Below are 24,511 nucleotides of genomic sequence, written 5' to 3'. Positions count from 1 at the left end.
ATTCGGCCGCCATGCTCCTCTGGTTTCAGATCTTTCTTTTTGTCGCCGGCACGGCCGCGCTGCTCTACGTTTCGCGCGGGCCGCTGCGCCAGCCGGGCTCGCACGGCTTCTACCGCTTCTTCGCGTGGGAGTGCATGCTGGTGCTCATCATCGTGAACCTGCCGGTGTGGCATGTCGACCCGCTGTCGTTCACGCAGCTGCTCTCCTGCGTGCTGCTGGCCCTTTCGATCTGGCTGCCGATCCATGCGGTGAGGCTGCTCAAGGCCCATGGCAAGCCGACCGAGGCGCGCAACGACGATCCGGCGCTCTACGGTTTCGAGAAAACCTCGTCCATCGTCAGTACCGGCGCCTTCCGCTACATTCGCCACCCCATGTACACGGCGCTGATGCTGCTGGCCTGGGGCGCCTTCCTCAAGCAGTTCACCTGGCTCACCCTTGCGCTGGTGCTGGCGGCCACGGTGCTGCTGTTTCTGACGGCGCGCAGCGATGAAAAGGAATGCATCGCGCATTTCGGCGATGCCTACCGCGACTACATGCGCCGCACGAGGCGCTTCATTCCTTTCCTGCTGTGAAGACAAGCCAGGGCTTTCCCAGCGGGCCGCAAGCCGCCCTCCTGTTCCTGGCACTGTTCCTCTGCGAGTTCGTCATTGCCGTTGCACTGCGCGACGCCAACCGCTGGCTCGGACTGAACGACATGCAGCTTGGCGTGCTTGCCGCCGTGCTGGGCAACGGCTGCGTCTTTGCCGGCGTCATGCACTTCCAGCAGCTCACCTATCGCGAGTTGTTCCACCAGTCTCCGGCCTCCGCCAGGGCCACGCTGGTGCTGATCGTGCCGCCAGTGCTGCTGCTGGTGCCCGGGCTGATGGTGGTGATAGTGACCGCGATGAACCTGCTGGTGCTGGTCGCGCCGCTTTCGGCCTGGGAGGAATCGATGTTCAGCCGCATGGCCGACGGCAGCGTAGCCGCCACGCTGGCCGTTTGCGTGATGGCGCCCCTGCTCGAGGAAATGCTGTTCCGCGGCATCGTGCTGCGGGGTTTCCTGCAGCGCTATTCGAGGTGGCAGGCCATCCTGGGCTCGGCGTTGCTCTTCGGCGTGGCACACATGAACATCTACCAGTTTGTCGTGGGTCTGGTCATGGGAACGGTGCTCGGATGGCTCTATGAGCGCACACGCTCGCTCATTCCGTGCATCGCGCTGCATGCGGCCTACAACACGGGCACGATCTTCATCAGCGACCTGCCCGAGACTGTGTCGCTTTCAGACACGGTGCTGGCCTTGCTGGTGATCGCGCTGGCGACCGTGTGCGGCGTGCTGGCTTTGCGGCACATGCTGGTGGCGCCCATTGCGCGCAGGCCAGCGCCCTGACCGGGCCGCCCACCGTTCAAAAACTAAGGTTGTACGGGTGCGAACGGCTGCGCATCCACAGCGTCGCCATCGACGATGAAGTGCCCGCCCGCCACATGGTGCAGCGTGCGCAGCTCATCGTGCCCCGTGAAGTTCCAGCGCCCCTCGGCGAACACGCGCGAGTCGGCCTGCGCCGCGATCACTTCGCCCAGGAACAGGTCGTAGCGCTGCTGGATCGGCGGCTCCGGCAGCAGCCGGCATTCGAGCCATGCAACGCAGTCTTCCAGCAGGGGCGCCGTACCGGCTGTGCCGGAGAAGGTCTGGAGCCCATAGGCCGCGAACTTGTCATGGCCGTCGCGCTCGACGATTTCGCGGCCGGAGCTGTTGCCGAGCGCATCGGTCAGGTCGAGCTGCGCGCGAGAAGGCACCTGCAGCGCGAAGGTGCCCGCGCCTTCGATCAGCGTGCGCGTCCACGTGCTCTTGTCGAGCACCACGGCCACCTTGGGCGGATTGAAGTCCAGCGGCATGGCCCAAGCCGCCGCCATGATGTTGCGCTGTCCGCCGTGCGCCGCGCTCACGAGAACCGTGGGGCCGTGGTTGATCAGGCGGTAGGCCTTGGCCAGGGGACTGGTCGACGGTGAATAGCGTTCATGAAGATTGTCGAAGAAAGGAAGGTCGAGTCGCGGCAAGCGACCCACGAAGACGGACATTCGTCATCTTCGTGCCAGAAGTGCGCGGTGCGACACCATTTCACCGCCGCGTGCTGCAAGTGGGCCAAAGCTCGCATCTTTCGACACGGAAGCAACGCAAGTCCGCAAGATCCGATGCGCCGGGTCGGCGTCGTCCCGCGGGTGCCAAGCCTGCAGCACTCGCTCGGCAGGAACCGCAACAGGCAGCTTGAAAATCTCCAAGCCGAGCCCATCCGCCACGGTTCGAGCCAACGATTCCGGCACACAGGCGACCAATGCCGAACGTGCGACCGCCATCAATGCACCGTAGCCACTGGGCACAGTCAATGCAATTTGTCTCGCAACGCCTATCTCGGCCAGAAGTCGGTCGACAGTCTCCTTCGCCATGCCACGTTGGATGACAGCCACGTGTTGCTGGGCGGCGAAACGCTTTGGCGTAATGCGTGCCTTCAGCAGTTCATGTTCGGCCCGGACCACGCCGACAATCCGCTGTTCATAGAGCAGAGAACTCAGGACTTCGGGGCCCTTGTCGAACAAGGTCCCTACGTCCAGATCGATCCTGCCTTCGCGCAGCGCCATCGCATCGCTATTGCTTTCGGGAACGAAGCGCAGCCGCGCCAAAGGAATGTCTTTCCGAAGTGCAGCAAGCAATGTGGCGCCATAGACAATTCCCATCCCCTCGGGCGCCCGCACCGTGAACTCGCGCTCCACACGCGCCAGCGGTACGCCGCCATCCGGTTGCATCAACATTCTCGCTTCGGCGATCAGGCGGCGCACCGGCTGGCGCAAGGCATCCGCCCTTGGCGTCGGAATCAGCTTGCGGCCGGCTCTCACAAGAATCGGATCGCCGAGTGCGTCTCGGATGCGCGCCAGCGTATGGCTCATGGCGGGAGCACTCAGATGCATGCGCTGCGCGGCCCTGCCACACTTCCTGCGCCCAGCAGTGCGTCGAGTGCGGCAAGTAGATTGAGATCCAATGAGTTCATTTTGTGCAGCTGAAGCATGAGAACAATGCACTGTACAGATTCGAGACCCTGGCTGACACTTCGCGCCCCAAAGCACGGAGACCCTTGTGAACCCTTCAGATGCCAGCCGCACCGCCGTTGCCACCTCGCTGATGCGAGCACTTCATACGCGGGGCGACCCAGTTCCGCTGTTGAACGATCCATGGGGCGACCGCCTGATTCCTGACGCGGTGCGAATAGCCCTGCGCGAGCGGGCATTGCAGAGCGTGGATGCATCCAGGCGCTTCGAAGTCGCAGAAGCGACCGACAAGATTCTCGACGCCGCCTGCGCGCCAACCCTGCATATGCGGACGTAATCTTACGAAGCCGCTACACCGAGGATGCACTGAAGGCCGCCGTTGCGCAGGGCGTCGCACAGTACGTGATCATCGGTGCGGGTTTCGACAGCTTCATCTGCCGCCGTCCAGCTTGGGCCGAAGGGCTGACGATCTATGAGGTCGACCACCCCGCGACCCAGCGCATGAAGCGACAGTGCTTGCAGAGATGCGGGGTTCCCGAATCCGCCGACGTACATTTCGTCGAGGCCGACCTGGCCGTCGAAACGCTGGGATCGGCCCTGGGGCGATCCTCTTTCCAAACCATGCAGCCGACTTTCTTCTCGTGGCTCGGGGTCACCATGTATCTGACGCGGGAGGCTAACCTCGCCACTCTCCGCGCGATCGCTTCATATGCCCCCGCCGGAAGCGAACTGGTTTTCACCTATGTGGACGAGGCTATCTTGTGTGACGCCGATCACGAGGAAGTCGAAAGCTTCCGCAGATTGAGAAGCAAGGTGGCCTCCGTCGGCGAAGCGTTCCTCTCGGGTTTTGACCCGGCTACCTTGAAGGCAGTGCTGCTTGATGCTGGTTTGCTGCTGGTGGAGGACTTCGATGGCGACCATGCGCTCGCACGCTATGACGCGGCAGGGACTAGCGGCTTGCAGCCGGCCCGGGCCGCGCACATCGCGCACGCCCGCCTTGTCAGCGGTGCGATGTCCGCCCTCTGAATCCGCACGAGGCCCTATCAGGCGCACCGCGGCGCGGGGCGCTCCGGACCGATCCCGCCGACGGAGAAAACATTTGTTCAGAGTCCCGGTTGCCCTGCGACAAATTGAGAGCGTGCCCCAGTGCACAGGCCATCGGGTGCTCCACGCAGCGAAATAAAGGAGGAGCCGAAGGCGGGGGACTTTCGCGGAGGGGGAGTACCCGGTGGCCTTTGCACGCGCCCCGGATGAATTACGCCCTCAGCCCCCGGCTAAGCATCCGCCCCGCCCGAGCCAGCACCTTCGCCTCGGCGCCGCCGCCGCGATACGCCAGCACCCCATTCACGAACACCCGCTCCACGCCCAGGCTCACACCGTGCGGCTTGTCATAGGTTGCGGTGTCGGCAATGGTCTCCGGGTCGAACACCACCACGTCGGCCATGGCACCCACGCGCAGCAACCCGCGGTCGGCAATGCGCAGGTTGCGCGCGGTCATGCCGGTCATCTTGTGCACGGCCTGCTCCAGCGTGAACAGGCGGCGCTGGCGCCAGTAGCGCGCGAACACACGTGGGAATGCGCCCCACAGCCGCGGATGCGGGTGGCGGTCATGCGGCAGGCCGTCGCTTCCGATCATGGTGAGCGGATGCGCGATGACGCGCTCCACGTCTTCTTCCTGCATCTGGAAGTAGCAGGCGCCGCCGGGCTTCAGGTGCAGGCACGCCTCCTGTTCGGTGGTGCCCCATTCGCGCGCAATGTCGGAGATGAGGCGGCCGGTCATCTCGGGGTGCGGGTCGGACCAGGTCAGCAGCACGTCGATGACGCCGTCGACCAGGTCTTCGCGCAGCACGGTGGAGCCGGCCACGTAGGGGTACACGTCCATCGAAATTTTCTGCCGCTCCGCCAGCGCCTCGATCAGCGGCAGCGTTTCCTTCGTGCGGCCCCAGTTGGCGGGGCCGGCGCATTTGTGGTGCGAAATGACGAGCGGCACGCCGGCGCTGAAGGCCGTATCGCCCGCTTCATGCAGCGCCTCGATGATCTGCTGCATTTCGCTGCGCAGATGCGTCGCGTAGACGCCGCCGTGCCTTGCGACGACGCGTGCGAGCGCAGTCACTTCCTCGGCGGGAGCGGCAAACGCTTCTTCGTAGAACAGACCCGACGACATGCCATGCGCACCCTCGGCCATGCTGCTGTCGAGCAGCGCCGCCATCCGCGCCAGTTCGTCGGCGCTCGCGGGGCGGTCCAGCGCTTCCATCGCCGCGAAGCGCAACGTGGTGTGGCCCACCAACGCCGCGACGTTGAGCGCGGGCTGCGTCGCATCGACAGCCGCGCGGTACTCGGCCATGGTGGCGTGCTTGAACGACTCGGCGCCCAGCAGCGTGAGCGGCGGCTTGGATTGCGGCGTGCGGTAGGGCGCAAGCGAAATGCCGCAGTTGCCTGTCACCACGGTGGTGATGCCCTGCGATACCTTGGGCAGGCAGAGCGGGTCGCGCAGCACGATGGCGTCGTCGTGCGTGTGCGCGTCGATGAAGCCGGGGGCTATCACCTTCTTGCGGCAGTCGACGATCTCGATGTCGGCCAGAGCAAGGCCTTCGGGCAGCCGCTCACGCAGGCCTTCGCCAAGCGCAACGATTCGATCGCCCTGCAGCAGCACGTCGCCAGTCCATGAAGGCCCGCCCGAGCCGTCGACCACGAGGCCGGCCTCGAGCAATATGGTTTTGGCCTCTCCGCTCACGATGCACGGCCCCCTGTATTGATGCCGCCGCCATCCCAGCTTTGCAGCGGATGCGTGGCGGCGTCGATGCCGTGGCGCTGGAAGGCCTCGCGCGCACGCTGCAGCCGTTGCACCGCGGGCTCGCCGCGCCGCTGCGCCACCAGCACCGTGAGAATCTCGATGGCGGTGAGGTGTGTCAGGTAGGCATCGATGCCCACGTGCATCACGGCGTCATCGGGCACGGACAGGCCCAGCAGAAAGTCGGCCTTCGCCGCCAGCGCTGTGTCCGGCCGCGTGAGCGCGACCACCTTGGCGCCCTGCCCGCGCGCGATGTCCACCGCGTCGAGCAGCGAAGGCATGCCGCCCACGTGCGAAATGGCGATGACCACGCCGCCCGGCCGCTGCGCCGCACCCGCCACCTGCTGCAGGTGGTAGTCGGCCCAGGCATTGGCTGAAAGACCGAGCCTGAAGAGCCGCGCCTGCAGGTCGTTGGCCATGAACCACGAGGTGGCGCCCGCACCGTACAAGTCGACGTGCGGCGCGGCCGCAATGGCGGCTACCGCTCCTTCGAGCACCTGCATGTCGAGCTGCCCGCGCACACCCGAGACCGAAGCCGCCGCGCTGCGCGCGATCTTGCTGACGACTTCGTCGGCCGCGTCCTCGATGTTCACGCGCCGGTGCAGCGGCGAGCCGCCCAGCGCGAGCTCTTGCGCGAGAGCGAGCTTGAACTCGCGCAGTCCCGCAAAGCCCAGGTCGCGGCAAGTGCGCATGATGGTGGGCACGGAGCTGCCCGAGCGCTCGGCCAGCTGCTCGAAGCTTTCCTCGAGCGCGCGGTCGGGGTCTTCGAGGATCAGGTCGAGAATCGCGCGGCGCGTGGCAGGCGCGCTGCTGCGGATCTCGCCGATCTTCTGAAGCAATGAAGGAGTCATCGGTTGGCGTGGCTCAGAAGTGCATGGCGACGGCGTCGCTCACGCGGTAGTTCTCTTCGACCACCGGCATCCAGTGCCATTTGTCGAAGGTGGTGCAGGGGTGCGAAATGCCCAGGCCGACGCGGTCGCCCACCACGGGTGCCTGCGCTTCTTCGGAGGCGTCCCAGCGCAGGTAGGCGTGCTGGTCGTTCAGCGCGGTGATCTTCCAGCCGGCGGGAACGGGCTCCGCCTCGAGCATGCCGCGGGGCGCGCGTGCGATCGGCACCGGCATCGAGAGATCGAAGGAAATGTCGCGCTTGCCGACTGCAAGAATCGCCAGGCCAGGTTCGGGCCGCGATTGCACGGTGGCCCACACCTCCATGGCGGGGCGCAGGCTCTCGCCGCAATCGCAGCCCAGCCGCTCGTCCACCGCGCTCACCATGCGCTTGTAGAAGCCGTGGTCGTGCGTGACATAGCAGCCCGAGCGCAGCAGGCCGCGCACCGGCGAACCCAGCGCTGGCTTCAAGCGGCCGGCCACGAGGTCGAAGATGGCGGAGCCGCCGGCAGAGACCAGCACCTCATCGGTTTCGAACAGCTGCTGCGTGTCGCAATGGCGCGCGATGGCTTCCACGCGGTCCATCAGCGTGTTGGCGTAGGCCGTGTCGGGTTCGCTGGCACCGGTGGCGCCCTGCCCCTCGTAGGTTTCGATGCCCACGAGCTTGACCGCATCGCTGGCGCGCAGCCGCGTGGCGAGCGCCACGGCTTCTTCGTGCGTACGGCAGCCGGTGCGTGCCCCTTCGACACCGATCTCGATCATGACCTCGAAAGGCACGCTTGCCGGATGGCGCTTCGCCCAGTCTTCGATCAGCGCAAGCTGCGCGAGCGAATCGACCAGGAACACGATGCGCAGGTCGACATGCGCCTGCAGCAGCAGCTGGATGCCGCCCAGATCTTCGTCGCTCACCACCTGGTTGGCGATGAGCGTGCGGCGCGCGCCGGCCGCCACGCCCACCGCGAGCTGCGTCACCGTGGCGAAGGTGAGGCCCCAGGCGCCGGCATCAAGCTGGCGCTGGAAGAGCTGCGGCGACATGGTGGTCTTGCCGTGCGGCGCCAGGTCGATGCCCCACTCGCGCACGCGCGACTGCATCCAGGCCAGGTTGTGCTCGAGCGCCTCGCGCTTGAGCACGGCCAGCGGCAGCGGCAGGTCGCCCGCGAGCACGTTCCAGCCCGCGGCGCCTACTTCGCTGCGGCGGCGCGGCGGCTGGGTGCGCGGGTAGCCCTTGAAGCTGCTGCCCAGCAGGGGGTCGTTGAAATCGTCGATGTTGTCGGTGGCGGCGGTGATGTCGGTCATGGTCATGCGGCATTGTTGGAGAGCAGCTCTTTGCGGATGCAGGCGCTGTAGTGTCCGACGGAAATCTCTTCGAGCGGCGGCACGGTCTGAGCGCAGGCCTCGATGGCGTGGGGGCAGCGGGTGCGGAACACGCAGCCCGATGGCGGCGAGATGGGGCTGGGAATGTCGCCCTTGAGGGCGATGCGTTCGGTGGCCAGCGTCGGGTCGGGCTTCGGGCTCGCGGCCAGCAGCGCCTGGGTGTAGGGATGCGAGGGACGCGCGAACAGCTCGTCGGTCTCGGCCACTTCCATCACCTTGCCGAGGTAGAGCACCACCACGCGGTCGCACAGGTACTCGACCACGTCGAGGTCGTGCGAGATGAAGAGCATGGTCAGCCCAAGCCGCTCGCGCAGGTCGGCCAGCAGGTTGATGACCTGCGACTGGATCGACACGTCGAGCGCCGACAGCGGCTCGTCCGCCACGATGAACTCGGGTTCCACCGCGAGCGCGCGCGCCACGCCGATGCGCTGGCGCTGGCCACCCGAGAACTCGTGCGGAAAGCGGCTCGCATGCTCGGCGCGCAGGCCCACGGTTTCGAGCAGCTCGGCAATGCGCTTGTCGCGCGCGGCGGCGCCCTTGTGCAAGCCGTGCGTGGACAGCGCCTCGCCGAGGATGGCGCTGATGCGCATCTTCGGGTTCAGGCTTGCATACGGGTCTTGGAAGATGATCTGCAGCCTGCTGCGCAGCTTGCGCATGCGCTCGCCCGAGAGTGCGCCGATGTCGTCGCCGCGGTAGAACACCTGGCCATCGGTGCGCTCTACGAGCCGCAGCACGGTGCGGCCGATGGTGCTCTTGCCCGAGCCCGATTCGCCTACGAGGCCCAGCGTTTCGCCGGGGCGGATGGCGAACGACACATCGTCGACGGCACGCACCGGGCGGTCGCTGCTGCCGAAGTATTTCTTGAGGCTGCGGACTTCGATGAGAGGGGCGGCGGTGGTCATCGTGGACTTTCTCCCTCCCCTTCCGGGGAGGGCTGGGGTGGGGGCACGCGGCCGTTTTATTGTTGCGACGGTCTCCACCGCCCAGAGCCCCCACCCCAACCCTCCCCGGAAGGGGAGGGAGCAAGACGGGGTCAGCGGCGGGCGGCTCATGCAACCCTCGCAAGTTGCGCATCCGGCTGCACCCGAGTGCAGCGCACCTGGCGGTCTTGCCGGATATCGATGAGCGGCGGCATCGCCTCCTTGCACTCTGCCACCGCATGGTCGCAGCGCGGCTCGAACGCACAGCCCGGCGGCGGCGCAAGCGGGCTCGACACCTGGCCGCGAATGGCGAACAGCCGCTTGGGCTTGGGCTGCCCCGGCAGGCGCGCCTTGCCCGGCAGGCAGGCCAGGAGCCCTTGGGTGTACGGATGCTCAGGCTGCGCGAACAGCGGCCGCACGGGCGCGCTTTCGACCACGCGGCCCGCATAGAGCACCACCACGTCGTCCGCATGGTGCGCGACCACGCCGAGGTTGTGGGTGATGAAGAGGATGCTCATGCCCGTCTCGGCCTGCAGCCGGCGCATGAGTTCGAGGATTTGCGCCTGGATGGTCACGTCGAGCGCGGTGGTGGGCTCGTCGGCAATCAGCAGCGTCGGGTCGCAGGCCATGGCCAGCGCAATCATCACGCGCTGGCGCATGCCGCCTGACAGCTGATGCGGGTACTCGTGAATGCGCTGCGCCGCGGCCGGAATCTCGACCAGCTCCAGCATGCGCAGCGCATGGGCCATGGCTGCCTTGCGGTCGAGGCCCTTGTGCAGCCGCACGCTCTCGGCAATCTGCTCGCCGATGGTGAAGACCGGGTTCAGGCTGGTCATCGGCTCCTGGAAGATCATCGACAACTGGTTGCCGCGCAGGCTGCGCATTTCGCGCTCGCCGATCTGCAGCAGGTCGAGCGACTTGCCTTCGCGCGTGACGAAAGAGGCCGAGCCGCTGACCTGCGCATTCGCAGTCTTTGGCAAGAGGCGCATCAGCGTGAGGCTGGTCACCGATTTGCCCGAGCCCGATTCGCCCACCAGCGCCGTGGTCTTGCCGGGCTGGATCGAAAAGCTCACGTCGGCCACCGAGCGGATGAGGCCGTCTTCGGTGGGAAAGCTGGTGCTCAGGTTGCTGACCTGGAGACGCGGTGTGTTCGTGGGGGTCGTCATCACAGCGTCTTCTTGAGCTTGGGGTCGAGCAGGTCGCGCACGCCGTCACCCAGCAGCTGCAGCGAGAGCGCGGTAAAGATGATGGCGAGCCCCGGAAACAGCACCACCCAGAAGGCCTGGTGCGCGTACTGCTGGCTGCCCGCGACCATGGTGCCCCAGGTCGGAATTTCGGGCGGCACGCCGACGCCGAGAAACGAGAGCCCCGCCTCGGCCAGGATGGCGTAGGCAAAGATGAACGACACCTGCACGAGGATCGGCGACATCAGGTTGGGCAGGATGTGCCGCCACAGGATGCGCGAGGTGCGTACGCCCAATGCACGCACCGCTTCGACGAACAGCAGCTCGCGCACCACCAATGTCGAGGCCCGCACCACCCGCGCCACGCGTGGGGTGTAGACCAGCACCAGCGCCAGCACCGTGTTGATGAGCGAAGGGCCGAGTATCGCGACGAGTGCGATGGCCAGCAGGATGTCTGGGAACGACATCATCGCGTCGACCACGCGCATCAGCGGCGCGTCGAGGCGGCGAAAGAAACCGGCCATGAGACCCAGCACGGTGCCGGCGACGACCGCGCCGAGCGCGGTGAGCGCCGCAATCGCCAGCGAATAGCGCGCACCGTGCACGATGCGCGAGTACATGTCACGGCCCAACTCGTCGGTGCCAAGCAGGTGCTCGGCGCTCGGCCCCTTCAGGCGTTGCAGCACGGCGGTGTCGTTGGGATCGATGGAGGCGAACAACGGCGCGCCGATGGCCATGACCGCGATGACCAGCAGCACCAGCGCGGAGACCATCACGATGCGGCGGTGCATCAGCTGGCGGAGCATTCGGGGCATTTGCATTTTTTCTCTCAAACCTTCACGCGCGGATCGACCACCGCATACAGCAGGTCGATGGAGAAATTGATCAGCACGTAGATCGCCGCGATCACGAGCAGCGCGCCCTGGATCACCGGGTAGTCGCGCCGCAGCACCGCGCTCACCACCAGGTTGCCGACGCCCGGCAGGCCGAATACGGTTTCGGTAATGACGGCGCCGCCGATCATCAGCGCGACCGTGAGGCCGATCACCGTGACGATGGGCACCAGTGCATTGCGCAGCGCATGCTTGAGCACAACCGTGCTCTCGCTCAGGCCCTTGGAGCGCGCGGTGCGCACGTAGTCTTCACCGAGCACGTCGAGCATCGAGGCCCGCGTGAAGCGGATGATGAGCGCCGAGTTCAAGAGGCCGAGCACCGTGGCAGGCAATACCAGCGCATGCAGCCGCTCGGCGAACGGCGCATCAGGCGCGCCGTAGCCCGACACCGGAAACCAGCCGAACGACACGGCAAAGATCTGGATCAGCACGATGCCGAGCCAGAAGCTCGGAATGCTGGCGCCCAGCATCGCGATGCCGGTGAACAGCTGGTCGACCACGCGCCCGCGGAACACCGCCGAAACGATGCCGCAGGGCACGCCGATCAGCGCCGCAATGGCCACGGCCATGAGCGCGAGCAGCGTGGTCGGTTCGGCCCGCTCCCACAGCGCCTGCGTGACCGGCCGCTGCAGGAAGATGGAGGTGCCGAGGTTGCCCTGCAGCACCTCGCGCAGCCAGTAGCCGAACTGCACGGGCAAAGGCTTGTCCAGGCCGTATTCCTTCTGCACGCGGGCGATGTCGGCCGCGGTGGCCTGGTCGCCCAGCAGCACCGACACCGGATCGCCCGAAGCCGCACGCGTGAGCACGAAGACGAGCACCGCCACGATGGCGAGCACCACCAGCATGCCGGCGGCGCGGGAAGCGATGTAGCGGATCATGGGGTGCAGTCTTGTCGAGCCGAGGCGAAAGCGGACGGCGCCATTACTTGATCCGGGCGTTCCAGAAGAACGGCCACGTGGCCGGCTGGTAGTTGTCGAGTGCCGGGCTCTTGGCCGAGAGGCCGTTGAACTTGCCGACGTTGATGTACGGCACTTCTTCGTAGACCACCTGCTGCACCTTGCCCCACAGCGCGCCGCGCTTGGCCGGGTCGCTTTCGACATTGAAGGCCTGCAGCGCCGCCTTCTTGGCGGGCGTGTCCCACCAGCCGGGCGCGCCGTCGCCGAGTTGCGGAGGCGAGAGCATCGGCTCGGGGAACTGGCCCGAGTGGGTGACGTAGATATCCCAGAGCTTGGGATCGTTGCGGCGCTGCACCAGCGTGGCCCAGTCGACCACGTTGAGGTCGACCTTGAACCCGGCGCGCTTGAGCTGCTCGGCCATCAGGAGCGACATGTTGTAGTGAAAGTCGTACTGGCGGCTGGTGAGCACGCGGATCGGCTCACCCTTGTAGCCGGCCTTGGCCGCGGCCTCCTTGGCCTTGGGCGCGTTGCGCTCGTTGTACAGCGTGGCACCGGCCGCCGAATAGAACGGCGAGCCCTTCGGAAAGTGGTTGCCCTCGGCCGCGAAGAAGCGCGTGTCGCCAAAGCCGGCCGCGAGCATCTCGCCCTCGCCGAGCGCCGTTTGAATGGCCTGGCGGATGGCCTGGTTGGAGGCAACGCCTTCCTTGGTGTTGAGCACCAGGTACGGAAAGCCGAACGACGGCGTCATGATCGGCACGGTCTTGCCACCGGCTTTTTCGAGCCGGGGCAGCGCCTCGACGGGCAGCAGGTCGGCAAAGTCGTACTGGCCGGCCAGGGCGCCTTCGACGCGCGTGCTCGCATTGGGCACGGGCACGAAGCGCAGTTCTTCAATCGCTGCTTCGCGCTTGCCGCCGTAGCCGCTTGCGGGCTCCTTGCGCGCTGCGTATTTGTCGAAGCGCGTGAGCAGCACGAACTGGTCGGGCCGGCGCTCCTTGAACTTGTAGGGGCCGGTGCCGACGAACTCCTTCAGCGGCGAGGCGATGGAGTCCTTGGCCATGATGGCGGCCATGCCGCTCGGCAGCGCAAGCTGCGACAGCAGCGGCGCATACGGCGCCTTCAAAACGATCTCCACGCCCAGCGGGCCCTTGGCCTTGAGGCTCTCGACTTCCTTGCCCACGGCCTTGCCGCGCGGCGACTGGTCCATCCAGCGCTGCAGGCTGGCCACCACGTCGTCGGCCGTGAGTTCGCGGCCGTTGTGCAGCATCACGCCCCTGCGCAGGGTAATGGCGTAGGTCTTGCCGTCGGCGGAGATCTTGGGCATGGTCTCGGCCAGCATCGGCACCACGTTCCACTTTGCGTCGAAGGTGTAGAGCGTTTCATACACGTGCTGCATGATGGTTCCGACCAGGTCGGCGGTCGAGGCCATCGGGTCGAGCGTCTGCGGCTCGGCCACCATGGCCAGCGTGGCAAAGTTGCGCGGGCCCTGGGCCTGGGCCGGCTGTTGGGGCAACGCGGCGCACAGCAGCGCAAGCAGGGAAGCGCCCAGCAGGCTGCGCTTGGACAGGTGCGGCAGGCGCTGGACAAGACCGGCGTGAGGCATGGGGAACTCCTTCATGGGGCGGGCAGTGTTTGAAAGAAATTTTCTTTTCGGCCCGGACTTTGAAGCAGTATTCATGCCAAATCATCCGTGTTAACCCTTGTTTGCAGGATTTTCTGAAACTAATTTTCAGATTAGATCGATACTTGCGATCCTCTTTTCTTCTTTCTTACTTCAGGAGTTTTCCCATGCCGCTCGAATACCTCGGCGCCCCGCCTGTCGCCTCGGACCGCCAGGCCCGCCCCTTCTCCCCCGCCGTGCGCGCGGGCGATTTCATCTACGTGTCGGGCCAGGTGCCCGCCAATGCAGAAGGCGAAATCGTGGTGGGCGGCATCGAGGCGCAGACGCGCCAGGTGATGGAAAACCTGAAGAAGGTGCTCGCACTCGCCGGCGCCACGCTCGACGACGTGTGCAAGAGCACCGTGTGGCTGCAGGACGCGCGCGACTTTGGTGCCTTCAACCGCATCTACATGAGCTATTTCGGTGAGAACAAGCCGGCGCGCTCGACCACCGAGGCGCGCCTGATGGTCGACGCCAAGGTCGAGATCGACGTGGTGGCCTACAAGCCGAAGTAATCGGCCCGGGCTGCAGCTGCTACAGCAGCTCGGTCTTGCGCTGGATGATGCGCGAGACCAGCCCGTAGGCAACCGCTTCTTCGGCCGAGAGCCAGCGGTCGCGCTCGATGTCGGCCAGCACCACGTCGATCGGCTTGCCGGTTTCGCGCGCAATCTCATGCGCGATGCGGTGGCGGGCCTTGATGATCTCTTGCGCCTGGATGGCAATGTCGGTCGCCTGACCGCCCGCGCCGCCGCTCGGCTGGTGAATCAGGAAGCGCGTGTTGGGCAGGCACACGCGCCGTTCCTTCGGCGCGGCCAGGTACAAGTGCGTGGCGGCGCTGCCGACCCAACCGGTGCCGATCATGTTCACCGGGGCCGAAATGAAACGCACGATGTCGTGGATCGCATCGCCCGATTCCAGGTGGCCGCCGGGCGAGCTCACGAGAATGTCGATGGGTTTTTCGCTGCTGTCGGCGTCCAGCGCGATGAGCCTGCGCGTCACGTCGGCGGCCACCGAATCGGTGATGCTGCCGAAGATCAGCAGCGTGCGCGACTTGAAGGCTTTTTCTTCCAGATAGGAGTTGCGCGGCTCGGCAGTGGCAGCGGGCGTGGTGTCGTCGTCGGTTTCCATGATCAAGAAGCACTCCTGTAGTTGAACGGCATCTTGCCGAACAGACAGACAGTTTCGCCGACATTGCGTGGACGCGTGGCAAGCGGCATCAACTCAACCCGCCAGACGTCCCGCCACAAGTTGCAGCACGCGGTCGCAGCGCTTTGCAAGCTCCTGGTCGTGCGTGACCATCACGAAGGCGGTGCGGTGCTTGTGCGCGAGTTCGATCATCAGCGCGAACACGGTGTCGGCCGTGTTGCGGTCGAGGTTGCCCGTGGGCTCGTCGGCCAGCACGCAGGCTGGCTGCGTGACGAGTGCGCGCGCAATGGCCACGCGCTGGCGCTCGCCGCCGGAAAGCTCGGCCGGCCGGTGATGCAGGCGGCCGCCAAGGCCCACGCTTTCGAGAATCTTGGTGGCCGCAGCCACCGCTTGCGCGGGCTCGGTGCGGCGGATTTTTAGCGGCATCGCCACGTTGTCGAGCGCGCTGAATTCGGGCAGCAAGTGGTGAAACTGGTAGACGAAGCCCAGGTGCTGGTTGCGCAGGCGCCCTTGCTCGGCCGCGTCGGCATGGGCGATGTCCTTGCCGAGCAGCTCGACTTTGCCGGAGGTGGGTGCATCGAGCCCGCCCATCAGGTGCAGCAGCGTGCTCTTGCCGGAGCCCGAGGCGCCGACGATGGCCAGCGTTTCGCCGGCGCGCACGTCCAGGTCGACGCCGTGCAGGACGGTGAGGTCGATGCGCCCCTCATGAAAGCGCTTGGTGAGCCCGCGGGCCTTCAGGACGACGCCATCATTGGCGCCGGGCCGCCCCAAGCCAATGGCGGCCCCCTCAGGGGGCAGCGAGGACACGTCAGTGCCGAGCGTGGGGGTCCGTTCACTCATAGCGCAGGGCCTCGGCGGGGTTGACGCGGCTCGCGCGCCAGCTCGGATACAGCGTGGCCAGGAAGGCCAGGACAAGGGAAATGATCGCAATCGGCATGATGTCGCTGCGCTGCGGATCGCTCGGCATCTTGCTGATCAGGTAGATGTCCTTCGGCAGGAAGCTCGCATGAAAGAGCTGCTCGAGCGCGGGCACGATCACGTCGATGTTGTAGGCAATGCCCAGCCCCAGCAGCAGCCCGGCCACGGTGCCGATCACCCCGACCATGGCGCCCTGCACCACGAAGATGCCCATGATGCTGCGCGGCGAGCTGCCCAGCGTGCGCAGGATGGCAATGTCCGCCCGCTTGTCGGTCACGGTCATCACCAGGGTGGACACCAGGTTGAACGCGGCCACCGCCACGATGAGCGTGAGGATGATGAACATCATGCGCTTCTCGACCTGCACGGCCGCAAACCATGTCTTGTTCTGGCGCGTCCAGTCGCGAATGAGGAACTGGCCCGGCAGCGTGACGGCCATCTGGTCGGCCACGTCGCGTGCCTCGTTCAGGTCCTTGAGCTTGATGCGGATGCCGGTGGGCCCGTCGAGCCTGAACACGCGCTGGGCGTCTTCCGCGTGAATCATGGCCAGGGCCGAGTCGTATTCGTAGTGGCCCGAATCGAAGGTGCCCACCACGGTGAACTGCTTGAGTCGCGGCACCACGCCCGCGGGCGTGACCTGCCCGCCGGGCGCCACCAGCGTGACCTGGTCGCCGGGTTGCACGAAGAGCGACCGCGCGAGCTCGCCGCCGAGCACGATGCCGAATTCACCCGGCACCAGCTTGTCGAGCGTGCCCTTTTGGGCGGTGGTGGCAATGTCGGTGACCTCGGGTTCGAGCTTGGGCACGATGCCGCGCACCAGCGTGCCCTTCATGTCCTCGCCGCGCGCGATGAGCGCCTGCGTGGCAATGAAGGGAGCCGCGCCGACCACCTCGGGATTCTTGCGCGCCGCGGCCATGATGGCGTCGATGTCGGGCAGGGCCTGGCCGTCGCGCGAAAGTATTTCGATGTGCGACACGACGCCGAGCATGCGGTCGCGCACTTCCTTCTGGAAGCCGTTCATCACGCTGAGCACGATGATCAGCGCCGCCACCCCCAGCGCAATGCCGAGCATCGATACGCCCGAGATGAAGGAGATGAAGCCGTTGCGCCGTGTCGCCCGGCCTGCGCGCGTGTAGCGCCAGCCGAGTTGCAGTTCATAAGGAAGTCGCATATTTCCAGTTCTTTGACGCGCTTCCGGCGCCAAGGGCGCTTCGGGGCGTTGCATCCCCGGGATTGTGGCATTCCCGGACAATAGGGGAATGGCCGAACCTCTCCCACGTCATCTGTTGATTCCCTTTGCCGGCCGCGGTTCCCCTGCATGCCGCGCCGCGCTGCCATCGCTTCGGCTGCCCAACCTCGAGTCCCTGCTCTCCCGGCTCTCTCTGGTGGAGACCGATACGCAGGACGAAAGCACGCGCTCACCGCCCCATGAAAGGGCGCTGGCCGCGGCGCTGGGCATTTCCGCAGCCGACGGCTGCATTCCCTGGGCCGCGCTCGAAGCCAGGCAAATCGGCATTGCCGAGCCCGGCGACCGCGAAGGCTGGGGCCTGGTGTCGCTGTGCAACTGGCAGGTGGGCATCGACGACGTGGTGCTGGGCGACCCGTCCGCCATCGAGATCGATGCCGCCGAATCGGCCGCGCTGCTGGCTGCCGCCCATCCTTTCTTCGAGGAAGACGGCATTGCGCTGCACCCCTCTTCCACCCCCGGCCGCTGGCTGGCGCGCGCACGCATCTTCGACGGCCTGGCAACGGCATCGATCGACCGTGCGGTGGGCCATCCGATTTCGCAGTGGTCGCCTCTGGCCGAAGCCGCGCGGCCGCTGCGCCGCCTCCAGAATGAAATGCAGATGCTGCTCTACACCCAACGCGTGAACGACGACCGCGCCGCCCGCGGCGTGCCGCCGATCAACTCCTTCTGGCTCAGCGGCACCGGCGCGCTGCAGGCGGACCCGCTTTCTCCCGCCATGCCCGCGCCCACCGTGAGCGACGCGCTGCGCGTGGCCGCGTTGCGCGACGACGGGCCAGAGTGGGCACAGGCATGGCAAGCGCTGGATGCGGGCCCCGTCGCCGGCCTGCTGGCCGACTACACCGCGGGTGCCGACATCACGCTCACGCTGTGCGGCGACCGTGCGGCGCAGCGCTATGCGGTACAGCAGCGCGGCCTGGTGGGTTGGGCCAAGAGCCTGTTCGACCGGCCACGCGCCCCTGCGGTGCTTGAGGCCCTATGAAGATCATCGCCAGGGAAATTCCGCCCCGCACGGTCTGGGCGCTGGAGCAGGCCGGCGTACACCCCTTGCTGGCCCGCCTTTTTGCCGCGCGCGGCGTGCTGGCCAAGGACGAGCTCGACGACGGCCTGGCGCGCCTGCTGCCGCCCGATACGCTGCACGGCACGCGCGAGGCCGCGGTGCTGCTGGCCGATGCCATGGCGCAGGACAAGCGCCTGTGCATCGTGGCCGACTACGACTGCGACGGCGCCACTGCCTGCGCGGTTGCCGTGCGCGGCCTGCGCCTGCTCGGCGCAAAGAACGTGAGCTACCTGGTGCCCGACCGCGTGGTCGACGGCTACGGCCTTACACCGCCCATTGCCGAGCGCGTCGCAAACAGCGGCGCCGACATGCTGATTACCGTGGACAACGGCATTGCCAGCGTCGAAGGCGTGGCCGCCGCCAAGGCGCGCGGCCTGCAGGTGCTGGTGACCGACCACCACCTGCCCGGCCCCGAACTGCCGGCCGCCGATGTGCTGGTGAACCCCAACCAGCCCTGCTGCGGCTTCGAGAGCAAGAGCATTGCCGGCGTGGGCGTGATGTTCTATGTGCTGCTGGCGCTGCGCTCCGAGTTGCGCACGCGCGGCGTGTTCACGGCGGCCACGCAGCCCAAGCTCGACGTGCTGCTTCCGCTGGTGGCGCTTGGCACCGTGGCCGACGTGGTGAAGCTCGACGCCAACAACCGTCGCCTGGTGGCGCAGGGCCTCAGGCGCATTCGCGCTGGCGCGCTGCCGGCGGGCATTGCGGCCCTGTTCAAGGCGGCGGGGCGCAATGCTGCCGTGGCCACCACTTTCGACTTCGGCTTTGCACTGGGGCCGCGCATCAATGCGGCCGGACGCCTCGCCGACATGACGCTGGGCATCGAGTGCCTGCTAACGGATGACGCGGGCCGCGCCGACGAACTCGCGCGCATGCTCGACGGCATCAACCGCGAGCGGCGCGACATCGAAGGCGGCATGCGCGACCAGGCACTGATGCTGGCCGAGTCGCTGTTCGGCCCCGATGCGAAGGGCGGCGAAGCACCGCCCGCCGCCATCAGCGTGTTCGACGCGGAATTCCACGAGGGCGTGGTCGGCATCGTGGCCTCGCGCCTGAAAGACCGCTTCCATCGCCCGACCTTCGTATTTGCCGCGAGCGGCGCACCGGGCAAGGAGCACGAGCTCAAGGGCTCGGGCCGGTCGATTCCGGGCTTTCACCTGCGCGATGCGCTCGACCTCGTGGCCAAGCGGCATCCGGGCGTGCTGCTGCGCTTTGGCGGCCATGCCATGGCGGCGGGCTGCACCGTGGCGCGCGAGAAATTCGAGGTGTTCGAGCGCGCGCTGGCCGAGGTGGCGCACGAGTGGCTCGACGCAGCCACGCTGACCCGGCGCCTGGACACCGACGGACCGCTGGAGCGCGAGTACATGCGCATCGACCTCGTCGACACGCTGCACCGCGAGGTGTGGGGCCAGGGCTTTGCGCCGCCCACCTTCAGCGAGGAAGTGGAGGTGGTGTCGCAACGCCTCGTCGGCGAAAAGCACCTGGCGCTCAAGCTGCGGCACCAGGGCCACCCGGTCGACGGCATCTGGTTCGGCCATACCGACCCGCTGCCCGCACGCGTGAAGCTCGCCTTCAGGCTCGATGCCGATGAGTGGCAGGGGGTGCGCCGCGTGCGCTTCCTGGTCGAGGGCGCTGAAATCTAGCTCGCCCCAGGCTTCGCGCACTTCGTGTCGCTACTCCCTCCCCCTACCGGGGGCAACACCAGCGGCCCGGCAAAGCCGGTTCCGCGGTGTTTCTGAAACAGGCACGAAACTCCCCTTGGTCGGCATCGGTGCGCGCACATTCGAGACGGATTCCTACGCGGGCCGCGCGACGGGGTTCTACGGTTGTCTTTCACATGCAGGAGCCCAGGCACCATGAAATCGACCACCGCATCACCTCCCAAATCCGCCAAGTCATTCCAGTCCGCGGGACCCGCCCAGACGGCGGCCAAGCATCGGGAAGTCCAGCGCGAGCAAGATGAAAAGGACAGCGCGAAACCCGCTGCCAAGAAGTCCAGCCAGCCCGCACAGGCAGGCTCGCGCCCGCAGCCGGCCAACCCGATGCCGGCCCAGCACCTGAGCAAGCCCGGCCAGGAAGCCGACATGGCGCTGCGGCCGCGCTTCGAGGCACCCGACTACCAGGGCAGCGGCAAGCTCGAGGGCATGACGGCACTGATCACCGGAGGCGACTCGGGCATTGGGCGCGCCGTGGCGCTGCTGTATGCACGCGAAGGCGCCGACGTGGCCATCGTGCACCTCGATGAAGACGAGGACGCGGAGGAAACCCGGCGGCACGTGGAGGACGAAGGCGCGCGCTGCATCGTGATCAAGGGCGACGTCTGCGATCCGGCGTTCTGCCGCGAAGCGGTCGACAAGACCATCGAGGCCTTCGGCAAGCTCGACATCCTGGTGAACAACGCGGCCTTCCAGCTGCATGCGGCGTCCATCGAGGACATTACCGACGAACGCTTCGACCTGACGCTCAGGACCAACGTGTTCGGCTATTTCCAGATGGCGCGCGCCGCGGTGCCGCACCTGGGCCAGGGCTCGTCGATCATCAACACCGGCTCGGTCACGGGTCTCGAGGGAAGCGCGCACCTGCTCGACTACTCCACGACCAAAGGCGCCATCCACGCCTTCACCAAGTCGCTGGCCAGCAACCTGCTGCCCAAGGGCATCCGCGTGAATGCGGTGGCGCCAGGGCCGGTGTGGACGCCCTTGAATCCCGCGGACAGCCCGCCCGAAAAGGTCAAGGACTTCGGCAAGAACACCGACATGCAAAGGCCGGCACAGCCCGAGGAGCTCTCCCCCGCCTATGTGTTCCTGGCCGCGCCGAGTTGCGCCAGCTACATCACCGGCATCGTGCTGCCGATCACGGGCAGCGTGGGCGCGGTTTGAGTGCCGCCAATAGTTTCTGCAGTGTTCTGGACCGCGGCACGTCCTGCACCAGAGGCGGCACCGAGACGGCCAACAGCAATGCCGCGAGCGGCACCACGCATACGAAGCCGAGGTAGCTGAAACCGAGTGCGCCGACGATCCCGCCCAGCACGAACATGCCGATCAGCCCGCCCGCCGCCTGCATCCTGCGGCGGTTGTGGCGCACCATCGCCCGTTCGGGCGTTGCATGGCGGTTCCAGTAGAGCAGCTTGCCCAGTTCCATGCCCACATCGGTGATGTTGCCCGTCATGTGGGTCGTGCGGATGCTGCCGCCGGAGGTCTTGGAGCCGACCGCGTTCTGCAAGCCCATGATGAATGAGAGCAACAGCACCGTGAGCGGCACCGCAAACGGCGTGGGCCATGTCAGGGTGATGGCCCCGATCAGGCCGAACGGAAACATGAGCGCCGCCTCGAGCAGCAGCGGTACCGCATAGACGCTGCGCAAGCGATGCTGGCGGCCCCAGTTCACGAGAATCGCGCAGACGGCTGCCCCCGAAAGAAACGCCAGGATGGCTCCCAGCGCATTCAGCAGCAGCTTCGTGTTGCCCAGCACCAGGCTGTCGGCGAACTGCGACGCGAAACCCGTCATGTGCGACGTATACATGTGCAGCACAAGAAAGCCTCCCGCATTCACCGCGCCGGCATTGAAGGCCAGCAGAAGCCCGAGCACCCGATTCGTCGAAGGGGCGCGGTGGCGGTGGGTAAGAAAGCGGAGTCTGCGCATCGGCGTGCAACTTGCGCTTTCGACTCTAGCACCCGGCAGGAGCAACGGCCCCGGGCTATCACGCTTTCGATGCGGCGCCACCTGGGAATGCGCTGACTACACTTTGCACCGGTCTGCGTTGTGCATACGTGTTCACATATTCAAAGGTTCCGATGAAAGTCTCTGCTCTTCTGATCGCCGCCGCGCTCGCCGCGTCTGCCGTGCCGGCCGTGGCACAGGTTTCGGTCAACATCAACCTGCCCCTGGTCCAGGTTGCGCCTCCCGCGCCTCGCTATGAGCCGATGCCGGGCCCCAGGTCCGGCCAGGTGTGGGTGCCGGGACACTGGCAATGGAACCAGCGCGCCTATGTCTGGCGCGCCGGCTTCTGGCAGGCTGCACGGCCGGACTACGCCTATGCGCCCGGTCGCTGGGTTCAGGCGGACGGCGGATGGCGGTGGATGGAAGGCAACTGGCGCCGGGCGGAGCGGCCTCGCCACGCGGATCATGGCGGTGACCACGGCGGCGGCGGGCACGCGCATTGCCCACCGGGACAAGCCAAGAAAGGCCGTTGCTGATTTCTGTCGGCCGCCGAAAAATGAAAAGGGGCGAGAAATCGCCCCTTTTTGCTTGCCGGCCAAGGCAGATGCCTTTTCCGGGATCTTCGATATATGGTGCCGCTTGTCGGAATCGAACTGACGACCTTCCGCTTACAAGGCGGGTGCTCTACCAACTGAGCTAAAGCGGCACGAATCCTGGGATTTTAGCGGTGCGAAATACGCCTACTTCACGCGCTTGAGCGAGGGGCGGCTGCCGCCACCGGCTGGAGGGCGCGGCGGCTCGTCGTGCGGCTCGGAGGATGCGCCGGAATCGTCGCCGACATCGACCATCTCATCCGCGTCTTCACCTGTTACCAGGTGCACGATCTTGCCGGCATCGCCTTCGGTACCGCGAGACGCATCGCGCAGCGGCATGCGCGCGGGCCCCTGGGGCGAAGGCGCCGCGGCGCCCGTGGAAGCACCGCCCTCTGCGCCGCTGCCTGCCGGCACGGGAGCCGGAAAGGCCATGCCCTGCCCGTTCTCGCGTGCATAGATCGCGATCACACGGCCCACGGGCACGATGATCTCGCGCGCGCTGCCGGCAAAACGGGCCTTGAACTCGATGAAGTCGTTGCCGAGCTTGAGCGAACTGGTCGCGTCGAAGCTGATGTTCAGCACGATCTCGCCGTTCTTCACGTATTCGCGCGGCACCTGGACGGTGTCGTCGACCTGCACCGCGACATAGGGCGTAAACCCGTTGTCGGTGCACCATTCGTACAGCGCCCGGATGAGGTACGGGCGGGTGGAGGACGACTCGAGCGCGTTGATCATGAAAGACAGCGGAGAACGGTTGACGCAGTTTTACTTGCGCATGACCTTTTCGGACGGGGTGAGCGCTTCGATGTAAGCCGGGCGCGAGAAGATGCGCTCAGCGTACTTCAGAAGCGGCGCTGCGTTCTTGCTGAGGTCAATGCCGTAGTAGTCCAGGCGCCAGAGCAGCGGCGCAATGGCCACGTCGAGCATCGAGAAGTTGTCGCCCAGCATGTACTTGTTCTTGAGGAACACGGGTGCGAGCTGCGTAAGGCGGTCGCGAATGTGCGAGCGGGCCTTTTCGAGAGCCTTCTCGTTGCCCTTGGCGGTGCGGTTCTCGAGCGTGGCCACGTGCACGAAGAGTTCCTTCTCGAAGTTGAGCAGGAACAGGCGCACGCGGGCGCGGTCGACCGGATCGCCGGGCATCAGCTGGGGATGCGGAAAGCGCTCGTCGATGTACTCGTTGATGATGTTCGACTCGTACAGGATCAGGTCGCGCTCGACCAGGATCGGCACCTGGCCGTACGGGTTCATCACACTGATGTCTTCGGGCTTGTTGTAGAGGTCGACGTCGCGGATTTCGAAATCCATGCCCTTTTCGAACAACACGAACCGGCAGCGGTGGGAAAAGGGGCAGGTCGTTCCTGAATACAAGACCATCATGGCGAGAGACTCCTAAAAATCAAAAAGAGTGGGTCGCGTTGGCAACCCACTCTGTGGGACCGGACGCACGGGGCGCCCGGTCGGCGTGGACGGAACTACTTGACGTCTTTCCAGTACGAGGCGTTCAGTCGCCACACGAAAACCAACGACATGGCCAGGAACAGCAGCACCCACACGCCGATGCGGATGCGCGTGTTCTGTGCCGGCTCGGCCATCCATTGCAGGTAGCCCACCAGGTCGCCCACGGCATTGTCGAACTGCAGCGGCGTCATGGTGCCGGGGGTAACTTGCTCCCAGCCCTTGAACACTTCAGTTGCGTGGCCGTGCTGCTCGACCTTGGCGTAGACCGGACGGCGCTCGCCTTGCAGCTCCCACAGCGGGTTGGGCATGGCAACGCTCGGGAACACGAGGTTGTTCCAGCCGGTGGCCTTGGTGTCGTCGCGGTAGTAGGTGCGCAGGTAGGTGTACAGGTAGTCGGCACCGGTGCCGCCGTGGCCGGCGCGCGAGCGCGCGACCAGCGTCAGGTCGGGCGGCGTGGTGCCGAACCAGTCCTTGGCCTGGCGTGCATCGATGTTGGCCTTCATGGTCTCGCCGACCTTGTCGGTCGAGAACAGCAGGTTGTCCTTGATCTGCTGCTCGGAAATGCCGATGTCCTGCAGGCGGTTGTAGCGCATGAAAGCCGCGGAGTGGCAGTTCAGGCAGTAGTTGACGAACAGCTTGGCGCCGTTCTGGAGGGAGGCCACGTCGGTGGTCTTGTTGGGCGCCTTGTCCCATGCAATGCCGCCAGATTCGGCCGAGGCGGCTGCGGAAAAGGTCAGGCCCAGTGCCAGGCCCACAACCGCGAGCCAGCCAGAAATGCTTTTCTTCATCGTGTTTCTCTCGAGCTCTCTTGGGCT

Annotated in this window: 26 protein-coding genes and 1 tRNA gene; 9 read left to right on the top strand and 18 right to left on the bottom strand. The window is 66.2% G+C overall.

All coding sequences use genetic code 11. The annotated features are described in order from the left end of the window. Positions 1-11 precede the first annotated feature (11 nt). Both M0765_RS15545 and M0765_RS15540 read left to right on the top strand, forming a co-directional pair. Positions 12-572 carry a methyltransferase family protein gene (locus M0765_RS15545; protein ID WP_126745591.1) on the top strand — a complete coding sequence of 187 codons (561 nt, stop codon included), beginning with the start codon at positions 12-14 and terminating at the stop codon, positions 570-572. Continuing rightward, positions 569-1,366: a CPBP family intramembrane glutamic endopeptidase gene (locus M0765_RS15540; RefSeq protein WP_258504472.1), complete on the top strand. Its 798-nt coding sequence runs from the start codon at positions 569-571 to the stop codon at positions 1,364-1,366. The genes M0765_RS15545 and M0765_RS15540 overlap by 4 nt, the downstream gene beginning before the upstream one ends. Positions 1,367-1,389: 23 nt before the next feature. On the opposite strand, the gene M0765_RS15535 is transcribed toward M0765_RS15540, so the two are convergent. Together M0765_RS15535 and M0765_RS15530 are read right to left on the bottom strand one after the other, a co-directional pair. Then, entirely contained in the window at positions 1,390-2,055 is a 666-nt protein-coding gene (locus tag M0765_RS15535; RefSeq protein WP_258504470.1) for a flavin reductase family protein, read from the bottom strand. A gap of 3 nt (positions 2,056-2,058) precedes the next feature. After that, a complete protein-coding gene (locus M0765_RS15530; RefSeq protein WP_258504468.1) occupies positions 2,059-2,919 on the bottom strand; it encodes a LysR substrate-binding domain-containing protein in 861 nt (286 codons plus the stop codon). 187 nt (positions 2,920-3,106) lie between these two features. Here M0765_RS15530 and M0765_RS15525 point away from each other — a divergent pair, with 187 nt between their 5' ends. Together M0765_RS15525 and M0765_RS15520 are read left to right on the top strand one after the other, a co-directional pair. Further along, complete coding sequence (locus M0765_RS15525) at positions 3,107-3,355, top strand: class I SAM-dependent methyltransferase (RefSeq protein WP_258504467.1); 249 nt, start codon at positions 3,107-3,109, stop codon at positions 3,353-3,355. Beyond that, positions 3,256-4,044, top strand: coding sequence for a class I SAM-dependent methyltransferase (locus M0765_RS15520; RefSeq protein WP_342456065.1), 789 nt, complete (start codon positions 3,256-3,258; stop codon positions 4,042-4,044). The genes M0765_RS15525 and M0765_RS15520 overlap by 100 nt, the downstream gene beginning before the upstream one ends. A 229-nt stretch (positions 4,045-4,273) precedes the next feature. Here the strand turns inward: M0765_RS15520 and M0765_RS15515 are convergent, their stop codons facing one another. From M0765_RS15515 to M0765_RS15480, 8 genes are all read right to left on the bottom strand, one after another. After that, a complete protein-coding gene (locus M0765_RS15515) occupies positions 4,274-5,752 on the bottom strand; it encodes an N-acyl-D-amino-acid deacylase family protein (RefSeq protein WP_258504465.1) in 1,479 nt (492 codons plus the stop codon). After that, entirely contained in the window at positions 5,749-6,660 is a 912-nt protein-coding gene (locus M0765_RS15510) for a MurR/RpiR family transcriptional regulator (RefSeq protein WP_126745587.1), read from the bottom strand. The genes M0765_RS15515 and M0765_RS15510 overlap by 4 nt, the downstream gene beginning before the upstream one ends. Positions 6,661-6,673: 13 nt before the next feature. Further along, positions 6,674-7,990: an amino acid deaminase gene (locus M0765_RS15505; protein ID WP_258504460.1), complete on the bottom strand. Its 1,317-nt coding sequence runs from the start codon at positions 7,988-7,990 to the stop codon at positions 6,674-6,676. 2 nt (positions 7,991-7,992) lie between these two features. Continuing rightward, entirely contained in the window at positions 7,993-8,970 is a 978-nt protein-coding gene (locus M0765_RS15500) for an ABC transporter ATP-binding protein (RefSeq protein WP_258504458.1), read from the bottom strand. 146 nt (positions 8,971-9,116) lie between these two features. Next, entirely contained in the window at positions 9,117-10,154 is a 1,038-nt protein-coding gene (locus M0765_RS15495) for an ABC transporter ATP-binding protein (RefSeq protein ID WP_258504457.1), read from the bottom strand. Next, positions 10,154-10,993 (bottom strand): ABC transporter permease, encoded by an 840-nt coding sequence (locus M0765_RS15490; protein WP_126745583.1) that lies wholly within the window; start codon positions 10,991-10,993, stop codon positions 10,154-10,156. Before M0765_RS15490 ends, M0765_RS15495 begins: the two co-directional genes overlap by 1 nt. 8 nt (positions 10,994-11,001) lie before the next feature. Continuing rightward, positions 11,002-11,943, bottom strand: coding sequence for an ABC transporter permease (locus M0765_RS15485; protein WP_258504455.1), 942 nt, complete (start codon positions 11,941-11,943; stop codon positions 11,002-11,004). A gap of 43 nt (positions 11,944-11,986) precedes the next feature. Continuing rightward, positions 11,987-13,561 (bottom strand): ABC transporter substrate-binding protein, encoded by a 1,575-nt coding sequence (locus tag M0765_RS15480; RefSeq protein ID WP_258504453.1) that lies wholly within the window; start codon positions 13,559-13,561, stop codon positions 11,987-11,989. A 185-nt stretch (positions 13,562-13,746) separates the two neighbouring features. Between M0765_RS15480 and M0765_RS15475 the strand changes: the two genes are divergently transcribed. After that, positions 13,747-14,133: a RidA family protein gene (locus M0765_RS15475; protein WP_055803740.1), complete on the top strand. Its 387-nt coding sequence runs from the start codon at positions 13,747-13,749 to the stop codon at positions 14,131-14,133. Positions 14,134-14,152: 19 nt separating this feature from the next. Here M0765_RS15475 and M0765_RS15470 read toward each other — a convergent pair whose 3' ends face one another. From M0765_RS15470 to M0765_RS15460, 3 genes are all read right to left on the bottom strand, one after another. Continuing rightward, complete coding sequence (locus M0765_RS15470) at positions 14,153-14,746, bottom strand: ATP-dependent Clp protease proteolytic subunit (protein WP_258504452.1); 594 nt, start codon at positions 14,744-14,746, stop codon at positions 14,153-14,155. 93 nt (positions 14,747-14,839) lie between these two features. Beyond that, positions 14,840-15,604, bottom strand: a complete 765-nt coding sequence (gene lolD, locus M0765_RS15465; RefSeq protein ID WP_258504451.1) for a lipoprotein-releasing ABC transporter ATP-binding protein LolD — start codon at positions 15,602-15,604, stop codon at positions 14,840-14,842. Next, complete coding sequence (locus M0765_RS15460) at positions 15,597-16,853, bottom strand: lipoprotein-releasing ABC transporter permease subunit (protein ID WP_126745577.1); 1,257 nt, start codon at positions 16,851-16,853, stop codon at positions 15,597-15,599. The genes lolD and M0765_RS15460 overlap by 8 nt, the downstream gene beginning before the upstream one ends. An 88-nt stretch (positions 16,854-16,941) precedes the next feature. Here M0765_RS15460 and M0765_RS15455 point away from each other — a divergent pair, with 88 nt between their 5' ends. The 3 genes from M0765_RS15455 (at position 16,942) to M0765_RS15445 (ending at position 20,864) form a co-directional block, all read left to right on the top strand. Next, complete coding sequence (locus M0765_RS15455; protein WP_258504450.1) at positions 16,942-17,910, top strand: hypothetical protein; 969 nt, start codon at positions 16,942-16,944, stop codon at positions 17,908-17,910. Beyond that, complete coding sequence (gene recJ / locus M0765_RS15450; protein WP_258504449.1) at positions 17,907-19,628, top strand: single-stranded-DNA-specific exonuclease RecJ; 1,722 nt, start codon at positions 17,907-17,909, stop codon at positions 19,626-19,628. The genes M0765_RS15455 and recJ overlap by 4 nt, the downstream gene beginning before the upstream one ends. Before the next feature lie 213 nt (positions 19,629-19,841). After that, positions 19,842-20,864 carry an SDR family oxidoreductase gene (locus tag M0765_RS15445; RefSeq protein WP_258504448.1) on the top strand — a complete coding sequence of 341 codons (1,023 nt, stop codon included), beginning with the start codon at positions 19,842-19,844 and terminating at the stop codon, positions 20,862-20,864. Here the strand turns inward: M0765_RS15445 and M0765_RS15440 are convergent. Further along, positions 20,839-21,627: a YoaK family protein gene (locus tag M0765_RS15440; protein WP_258504447.1), complete on the bottom strand. Its 789-nt coding sequence runs from the start codon at positions 21,625-21,627 to the stop codon at positions 20,839-20,841. The two genes, M0765_RS15445 and M0765_RS15440, sit on opposite strands and share 26 nt — an antisense overlap. 152 nt (positions 21,628-21,779) lie before the next feature. On the opposite strand from M0765_RS15440, the gene M0765_RS15435 reads away from it, so the two are divergent. Then, complete coding sequence (locus M0765_RS15435; RefSeq protein ID WP_258504446.1) at positions 21,780-22,181, top strand: hypothetical protein; 402 nt, start codon at positions 21,780-21,782, stop codon at positions 22,179-22,181. 94 nt (positions 22,182-22,275) lie between these two features. Here M0765_RS15435 and M0765_RS15430 read toward each other — a convergent pair. From M0765_RS15430 to M0765_RS15415, 4 genes are all read right to left on the bottom strand, one after another. Then, positions 22,276-22,351 (bottom strand) — tRNA-Thr (locus M0765_RS15430). A 34-nt stretch (positions 22,352-22,385) separates the two neighbouring features. Continuing rightward, entirely contained in the window at positions 22,386-22,973 is a 588-nt protein-coding gene (locus tag M0765_RS15425; protein ID WP_258504445.1) for a ClpXP protease specificity-enhancing factor, read from the bottom strand. 30 nt (positions 22,974-23,003) lie between these two features. Then, the gene (locus tag M0765_RS15420) at positions 23,004-23,615 is read right to left on the bottom strand and encodes a glutathione S-transferase N-terminal domain-containing protein (RefSeq protein ID WP_062473683.1); all 612 of its coding nucleotides are present in this window, start codon (positions 23,613-23,615) and stop codon (positions 23,004-23,006) included. Positions 23,616-23,710: 95 nt separating this feature from the next. Beyond that, the gene (locus tag M0765_RS15415) at positions 23,711-24,484 is read right to left on the bottom strand and encodes a cytochrome c1 (RefSeq protein WP_126745571.1); all 774 of its coding nucleotides are present in this window, start codon (positions 24,482-24,484) and stop codon (positions 23,711-23,713) included. Between the last annotated feature and the right edge of the window lie 27 nt (positions 24,485-24,511).

Origin of the sequence: Variovorax sp. S12S4, assembly GCF_023195515.1 — a bacterium.
GTDB lineage: Bacteria > Pseudomonadota > Gammaproteobacteria > Burkholderiales > Burkholderiaceae_C > Variovorax.
This window is presented reverse-complemented; position numbering and strand designations above follow the sequence as displayed.